The organism is Microcystis sp. M20BS1 (assembly GCF_020245305.1).
GTDB classification, from domain to species: Bacteria; Cyanobacteriota; Cyanobacteriia; order Cyanobacteriales; family Microcystaceae; genus Microcystis; species Microcystis ichthyoblabe_A.
The window spans coordinates 1-4457 of record NZ_JADBUZ010000102.1 but is presented as its reverse complement, the minus strand read 5'-3'; the positions used below and the strand labels follow the sequence as shown (position 1 = coordinate 4457).

At 35.2% G+C, this 4457-nt stretch carries 9 protein-coding genes; 4 read left to right on the top strand and 5 right to left on the bottom strand.

Going from position 1 to position 4457, the window contains the following annotated elements:
• The coding region (locus IM507_RS10355; RefSeq protein ID WP_287636965.1) for an ATP-binding protein at nt 1-1189 on the top strand (1189 nt) is incomplete at its 5' end.
• 124 nt (nt 1190-1313) lie between these two features.
• Here IM507_RS10355 and IM507_RS10350 read toward each other — a convergent pair.
• The 3 genes from IM507_RS10350 to IM507_RS10340 all read right to left on the bottom strand — a co-directional run bounded on the left by IM507_RS10350 (nt 1314) and on the right by IM507_RS10340 (nt 2577).
• Entirely contained in the window at nt 1314-1598 is a 285-nt protein-coding gene (locus IM507_RS10350) for a type II toxin-antitoxin system RelE family toxin (RefSeq protein ID WP_002734303.1), read from the bottom strand.
• Nucleotides 1573-1800 carry a hypothetical protein gene (locus IM507_RS10345; protein WP_002734104.1) on the bottom strand — a complete coding sequence of 76 codons (228 nt, stop codon included), beginning with the start codon at nt 1798-1800 and terminating at the stop codon, nt 1573-1575. Before IM507_RS10345 ends, IM507_RS10350 begins: the two co-directional genes overlap by 26 nt.
• A 282-nt stretch (nt 1801-2082) precedes the next feature.
• Nucleotides 2083-2577 (bottom strand): GUN4 domain-containing protein, encoded by a 495-nt coding sequence (locus tag IM507_RS10340; protein ID WP_081330839.1) that lies wholly within the window; start codon nt 2575-2577, stop codon nt 2083-2085.
• 214 nt (nt 2578-2791) lie between these two features.
• Here IM507_RS10340 and IM507_RS10335 point away from each other — a divergent pair, with 214 nt between their 5' ends.
• On the top strand, nt 2792-2914 hold the full coding sequence (locus IM507_RS10335) for a hypothetical protein (RefSeq protein ID WP_265578340.1): 123 nt from the start codon (nt 2792-2794) through the stop codon (nt 2912-2914).
• Here IM507_RS10335 and IM507_RS10330 read toward each other — a convergent pair.
• On the bottom strand, nt 2911-3303 hold the full coding sequence (locus IM507_RS10330; protein WP_002731957.1) for a type II toxin-antitoxin system death-on-curing family toxin: 393 nt from the start codon (nt 3301-3303) through the stop codon (nt 2911-2913). The two genes, IM507_RS10335 and IM507_RS10330, sit on opposite strands and share 4 nt — an antisense overlap.
• On the bottom strand, nt 3300-3524 hold the full coding sequence (locus tag IM507_RS10325) for an AbrB/MazE/SpoVT family DNA-binding domain-containing protein (protein ID WP_002751127.1): 225 nt from the start codon (nt 3522-3524) through the stop codon (nt 3300-3302). Before IM507_RS10325 ends, IM507_RS10330 begins: the two co-directional genes overlap by 4 nt.
• Nucleotides 3525-3593: 69 nt before the next feature.
• On the opposite strand from IM507_RS10325, the gene IM507_RS10320 reads away from it, so the two are divergent.
• Together IM507_RS10320 and IM507_RS10315 are read left to right on the top strand one after the other, a co-directional pair.
• Nucleotides 3594-3878 carry a hypothetical protein gene (locus IM507_RS10320; protein WP_287636966.1) on the top strand — a complete coding sequence of 95 codons (285 nt, stop codon included), beginning with the start codon at nt 3594-3596 and terminating at the stop codon, nt 3876-3878.
• 70 nt (nt 3879-3948) lie between these two features.
• On the top strand, nt 3949-4457 hold a 509-nt coding region (locus tag IM507_RS10315), incomplete at its 3' end, for an ATP-binding protein (RefSeq protein ID WP_287636964.1).

Below are 4457 nucleotides of genomic sequence, written 5' to 3'. Positions count from 1 at the left end.
TTTTTTAACAGCTTGGGCAAAAGCTATCAATCGTCCCATAGTATTATTTATAGATGAAATTGACTCTTTACAAGACCAAACATTAATATCAGTTTTACGACAGTTAAGAGATGGTTTTCCTAACCGTCCTGAAAATTTTCCCTCGTCAGTAGGATTAATTGGTTTACGAGATGTGAGAGATTATAAAGTAGCATCTGGTGGTAGTGATAGATTAAATACATCCAGTCCTTTTAATATAAAAGTTGCTTCTCTGACCATGCGAAATTTTAATCTTGCAGAAGTAGGAGAATTATATCAACAACATACAGCAGCAACTGGACAACTTTTCACACCAGAAGCAATAGAAACAGCGTTTGATTTAACACAAGGACAACCTTGGTTAGTGAATGCTTTAGCTAAAGAAATTGTCGAAAAAATGGTGAAAGATAGAAGTATTAATATTACTAAAGAACACATTTTAACAGCCAAAGAAATATTAATTGCTCGTCAGGATACTCACTTAGATAGTTTAGCAGAACGTTTAAGAGAACCAAGAATTAAAGCCATTATTGAACCGATGTTAGCCGGTTTAGAATTAGGGAATATACCTAATGATGATATTCAATTTGTCATTGATTTGGGATTATGTAAAATGCACCCCTACGGAGGTTTAACTATTGCTAATCCCATTTATCGGGAAGTGTTACCCAGAGTATTAACAGTCACACCAATGGCATCTTTACCAATGATTGCACCGACTTGGTTAACACCAGAAGGGGAGTTAAATCTAGATGCTTTATTAACAGCATTTCTCAAATTTTGGCGACAGCACGGAGAACCGTTATTAGGTAGCACTGGCTATCATGAAATCGCACCGCATATTGTATTAATGGCTTTTTTACATCGTGTGATTAATGGTGGGGGAGTTTTAGAAAGGGAATATGCCATTGGTAGCGACAGAATGGATTTATGTTTACAGTATAAAGATGTAACTTTAGGGATTGAATTAAAAGTATGGCGGGATAAAAAACGCGATCCGCAAGCTGACGGAATTGAACAATTAGAATCTTATTTAGGGCGTTTGGGTTTAGATTTTGGTTGGTTATTTATCTTTGATAGGCGGAAAAATGCTTTACCTATGGAAGAAAGGTTATCAACTGAAGTTGTGGTGACGGAAAATCAATATAGAATTACTGTGATTAGAGCTTGAGTGTTTTAAATGAAGTATTTTTGGAAACAATGCTTTTTTCAAAGATATTTAACGGTGAATTTATAAGGTACGTTGCATTTAATTAACACACCCTACAGGATTGGCTGCTTAATTTTTATTTCAGCTATTCATAAACTTTACTTCTATGGGCGATAAAAATTATCGTTACCAGTTTTAAATCATCATTAATTTCATAAATAACTCTATAGTCACCTACTCGATAACGATAATAACCTGATAACTCACCTTTGAGAGATTTTATATTAGGATGATTACGAGGATTAATTTTTAAACGTTCAAAACATCTATCTAACTTTTTTTGTAAAGTAGCAGAAGCAGATTCAAAAAACTCCCCTGCATCAATACTAATAACAACAGTATAATTAATATTTTCGTTTAAGTTTGTCAACAGTAATCACCTTTCCTTGTTTTACATTTTCTCTAGCATGATCAAAATTTTCTTTAAATCCTACAATCTCTAATAACTCTTGAGTAGCATCATCTTCTCTTGTTGCCAAATATGCTAAAAAATCAACTGCTACGAGTAATTTTTCTGGTGACAGTTGTTCAACATATTTTTGGATTTGTTCACGAAGTTCTAACGTATTCATAGATTATTTTGGTTATTTACCCAATTTGATTATATCTGATTCTGATAAAATTTAGATCCCCGACTTCTGTTATTAATCTTCTGATGTAATAGATAATTTGTAGGGTGTGTTAGCGACAGCGTAACGCACCTCATATTTACTAAATAATTTATTTTATTATGTTTTTAAAAATCTCATTTAATAATAATGGTGCGTTACGTCGCGTATTTAATTTATTTGTATATTTTATAATCTTTTTGCGTTCCTAACGCACCCTACAAACTTAATATTTTCTTGTAACCTTTACAGGTTACAATCTACAAGTCTCGACGCGAGAGAAGACCCAAACGAAAAATCATTCCTAAAAAACCAAAAACCCCAACAATCACATGGGAGTTGGCCTTTAGGTGCTTTCATCTCAAAAGTAATATCAATGTAAGACAACCAGCTTCCTCCTTCTCTCCATCCTACCTTGTCCCCGAACTTTTCCCAGATTTCTCGGTTATATTCTCTCGTTCCCCCTAAACCCTGATAAATGCGTTTCTGAACAGAAAACCCAAATCTACCATTACTGTATTTTACCCACAATTGGTCAATGGTGCGGAGGTCTGCACAGGGAAAATTATCAATGTGTTCATTATCTAACCAACTTTCTTCTTCGAGGTTTGCAACCGCTAACATTACCCTTGCTGTTTCCTCATCCGCTTCTTTCCATTTCCCAGCTTTGAGTAAGTCACGGAGTTTGCTGTAGTCCATTCCTGCATCTGATTTTAATTCTACCTCTCGCTGTAAGCTCATAGTGATATTCCTGTAGATTAATTTTTAAGAAATATACTAGAGACATCCTAACATAGGTTACACTCCACAAGTCTTGATGCGAAAGAGCGGAAAAATCACCATTTTATATTTAGGACTTACGCAAGATGTGACTGAAAACCTTATTCTTGCGTAGGGGTAATTCATGAATTACCCCTACTTTCGTTCCCTTTTGCGTAAGTCCTAAAAAAATATCATGCAAGCATACAAACTCAAAGGAAAAATTGATCAATCTGGTAACTTAGTGATTACCAAACCCCTGAATTTACCCCCCAGAAACGTGAAAATTGTAGTTTGGGCAGCCACAGATAACCTTTAATATTTAATAGAATTTTCTCGCAGCCATTCTGATATAGTTTCTTGACTTTCTTGACCGTTTGCTAGTCGTTCCATTATTAAAACAACTTCGGGTTCTGGAACATCTAACGAATATCCATTTAATTCCAGAAAGATAGCCATTACTACGAAAGCTACCCGTTTATTACCATCTATAAAAGCATGATTTTTAGCAAATCCATAACCATAAGCCGCAGCTAAATCAAATATACTGGGTGTAGGTTCACCATAAGCAAGTAAATTTTTCGGTCTATCTAAACTAGCTAAAAACAAATTGTTATCTCGCACACCTGCAAGACCACCATGCTGTATTAATTGGTCTTCATGTATAGCTTTAACAATTATTTCATTTAACCAGAAAATTCCATTCATTTCCCTAACTCATGAAGTGCATTTCTGTATTTTGTGCTGACTTTTCTGTAAGCCTCCATTGCTTTTTCAAAATCAGGATTACCAGCAGTTATAATAATACCTGTTGGTGTTTCAGTGACAAATACACTGTCTCCTTCTTGAACTTTAAGTTTTTCCAGAGCTTCTTGAGGTAATGTTATAGCCAAGGAATTTCCAACTCTACTAATTTTTAAGGTGTACATTCAGTTAATAACCTCCAATTCAGTCAATTTGAGATAATAATATAAAAACAGAGTCTCATGAAAAACATCATGCAAGCATACAAACTCAAAGGAAAAATTGATCAATCTGGTAACTTAGTAATTACCGAACCCCTGAATTTACCCCCCAGAAAAGGGGAAATTGTAGTTTGGGCAGCTACAGATACCCTTGATCATACCACAACCCTAACCACTGAATCAGTACCAGAAACACCAAAAAGACCAACTAAAATCAAGGTTTTGCAAAACTGGTTTGAGAAAACCCAACCTGCACCTCCTGATTTTGATCCAGATCAAGCTAAATGGGAATATTTAAAGGAGAAACATAACCTGTGAAAATCTTGCTTGATACCAACATAATTATAGATAGTGTAAACTTAAAGAGTTCACCCACTGCCAAAATACCATGACTCGCTGGTTTAATATTGCCGGTCCCTGTAAAGACGATATCCACTATATGTTATCTCCCACAGTACGATTACCAGATTTAGAGGAGCTAATTGAACAAGAAAGTTATTTTGTCCTTCATGCACCACGACAAACAGGGAAAACCACCGCTATGTTATCCCTAGCAAAACAACTTACCGATACCAGAAATTATGCCGCAGTCATGGTATCAGTGGAAGTAGGAAGTGCATTTAATCATGATCCTACTGCCGCAGAATTGGCAATTTTAGGGGCATGGTATAATACAATAAATATCCGTTTACCTAAAGAATTGCAACCAGCTGCTAAACAATGGCAACAGGAAGAACCAGGAAATAGAATTAACGATTTTTTAACAGCTTGGGCAAAAGCTATCAATCGTCCCATAGTATTATTTATAGATGAAATTGACTCTTTACAAGACCAAACATTAATATCAGTTTTACGACAGTTAAGAGATGGTTTTCCTAACCGTCCTGAAAATTTTCC

What these genes read in the sequence shown, in the direction of transcription:
- IM507_RS10345 (WP_002734104.1), bottom strand. Translation starts at nt 1,800, where the DNA reads ATGAATACGTTAGAACTTCGTGAACAAATCCAAAAATATGTTGAACAA.
- IM507_RS10340 (WP_081330839.1), bottom strand. Translation starts at nt 2,577, where the DNA reads ATGAGCTTACAGCGAGAGGTAGAATTAAAATCAGATGCAGGAATGGAC.
- IM507_RS10335 (WP_265578340.1), top strand. Translation starts at nt 2,792, where the DNA reads ATGCAAGCATACAAACTCAAAGGAAAAATTGATCAATCTGGTAACTTA.
- IM507_RS10330 (WP_002731957.1), bottom strand. Translation starts at nt 3,303, where the DNA reads ATGAATGGAATTTTCTGGTTAAATGAAATAATTGTTAAAGCTATACAT.
- IM507_RS10325 (WP_002751127.1), bottom strand. Translation starts at nt 3,524, where the DNA reads ATGTACACCTTAAAAATTAGTAGAGTTGGAAATTCCTTGGCTATAACA.
- IM507_RS10320 (WP_287636966.1), top strand. Translation starts at nt 3,594, where the DNA reads ATGCAAGCATACAAACTCAAAGGAAAAATTGATCAATCTGGTAACTTA.